Raw genomic sequence first — 2,359 nt, forward strand, 5'->3', positions numbered from 1 at the left:
AAAGGCTGAATTGAAATCAACAGCATCATTAAAAATAATTATTGCAAAACAGATATTCGATACAAGCATGATCCCTAATTCTAACTTTGAATGGGGCAAAACCAGCTTAGCGCAAACATCAACCCCGAATTTGATACCATCTATCAGACTCTTGAGCGACCGAACTGAATGACGGCTTTCTGGTGCTAACTTACTAATCAACAATATATTGCGACTCGCTATCCTAGACCTTTCTCAAACAACCACCTAGCTCCCTTCCTCTCCCAACTAGAAAAGCCCTCTCGGAAACCTCCTGCTAACACTTAGGGGGGAGCTTCAATCGTATTCTCTCCAAGACAATCAATATCGACTGTAGCGGTTAAAGGCAAAGGACACAGAGGAACACATCCTCTAGTAGAGGCTAAGGTTAAAAAAAACTCGTATAATTTAATACACGAGTTTTAGAAGCTTATGAAATTATAACTACTTACTGTTAATAGCCCCGATGAATAGCATGAACACACCAATAGCACACGCCACTAGTGGAAAGTTGATACAAAAAACCATAAAAAGGAGAACAAAAATAAGTTTAATCATACTGTGCACACTCTTATGAATTAAAGGCCACACATTTCATCAAACTCTTGAAGAATGTCGTATTTGATCATGGCATCAGCCCCTTTTTCTTGTCGATATGCTTTTATTAGGCCATCCACACAATCTTCACCGGTTGAGTACATATCTCTGTCACGACTGATTTTAATAACTCGCTCATAAGAAATCCCTCCCAAGCTAACCAGTTCATCGTAATCAAGTCCATCTAACCTATCCATCAAATCAGACTGTCGTTGAGGATCTAGTCTTATATCTCTACCAAAGTTTTGGCTACTTGAGCGTTGCGCTAGAGTTTGGACCTCTCCTCTAGTTAAGTTAGGTCGAGATTCAACGTAATCCAGAAGTATGATTCGATTAAATGCAACAGCAGCTAATTGTGCTTCATAATCACTATCTCTAGACTCAGCAACCTCCACAACAGAGTCAACCAGTGACTCGACAGAGCTACCATCAAGCTCAGGCTCAAACACATAATTAAAAAATGAGACAGGCCACATTACCCCCTCAGAAAAATGGTCCTTACCAAAACCTTCTGGACCATTAGTTGTAAACATTGAATAGCCTGTAACAACAAAAGCAATAGCCACGTACACACTTAATATATGCTTCATTCAAATACCTATAATTTTTTTTTAAACTTTCTCATATCTTACACATGAAAAATTTAAATTAATATTATATCTATCAAATTACAGGCATATAAATTAAGTCACATATTCACATGTGACATATAGACAGTATGTTTCAAGTAAAAACAGCCTCAGTATCTTGACCCAACGACAGATTGCGCATCTCACCCTGATTCTTAGCTAGACGAGCCTTGTCATTCACCGAGGTAACGGCTTTACCCAAATCACCACCAGAAAACGAGACAAAGCAGCTCATAATGCAATCAAGCAGTAACAAAGACCTGATCCCACTATAGGATCAGGCTCTCTATACCGCACATACAGTCAGACCAAATCGTTCACCACTACACTATCAGGGTAATACCATATTAAATCGGACCTCCTAGCGGAGTTATTTATATGTTTAGTTACACTCGATGAAAAACAGCACCGTTTTGAGACTTCCCATATCTGGTATGGGTTTCTACTTTCATCAATTGCCCCACTCCCCATACCACACATCAAAATCTCAAAAATCATAGTTCTGTCCCTCCCGCTTTCTACACAACCTTTTAACTCACACACCAAACCAAGACGGAGCCACACTCATCAGAGGATGAGCTCTGTGGTATAAAGAAGGTCGCATCACCCGCCAACAATGCACTTGGTTATAAGAGAACAACGATGAACAATGAAAACAAACCTAACCATGTTGAAGCCATAGATAAAGAACTCGACGAATACTTCCAAGCAGAAACCACCGACCAAACCACAGAATCAACCAGCATCGAACTCGACCAATTCCTCACTCAAGAGCAAACCGATGAATACTCAAGTAAAGCTGTCGATGATGAGCTCGACATCTACTTCGAGAATGAACAGCAGTCACCATGGCAAGCTCTCAAAGGTGATGATGAAGCGGTTCACATTGGTATAGACAGTGAGTACGTCTACAACGCCGAGGAAAACCGAAACGACATTCTGTCCTATCAGTATTATCTAATCGCAGGTGAACACCACATGAGTGATGTGGTACTTACCCCCGTTGCTGATGTTATCAAGAAATCCAGAGCTGCGAACAAAAGCCGTGAAGATGAACTGAAAGCGATTAATCGAATCAAGAAACCACGTAAGAAATTTGAAGAGTTCTTGGTTGA

1 protein-coding gene and 1 pseudogene are annotated in these 2,359 nt (G+C 40.4%); one reads left to right on the plus strand and one right to left on the minus strand.

The annotated features are described in order from the left end of the window. Nucleotides 1–596: 596 nt before the first annotated feature. Nucleotides 597–1,205: a hypothetical protein gene (locus IQR33_RS08205; protein ID WP_193837286.1), complete on the minus strand. Its 609-nt coding sequence runs from the start codon at nt 1,203–1,205 to the stop codon at nt 597–599. A 681-nt stretch (nt 1,206–1,886) separates the two neighbouring features. Here IQR33_RS08205 and IQR33_RS32605 point away from each other — a divergent pair. Beyond that, nucleotides 1,887–2,359, plus strand: a pseudogene (locus IQR33_RS32605) (DNA-directed DNA polymerase); the annotation flags it as partial.

The organism is Vibrio sp. OPT46, from assembly GCF_015163535.1.
Classification (GTDB): Bacteria; Pseudomonadota; Gammaproteobacteria; order Enterobacterales; family Vibrionaceae; genus Vibrio; species Vibrio alginolyticus.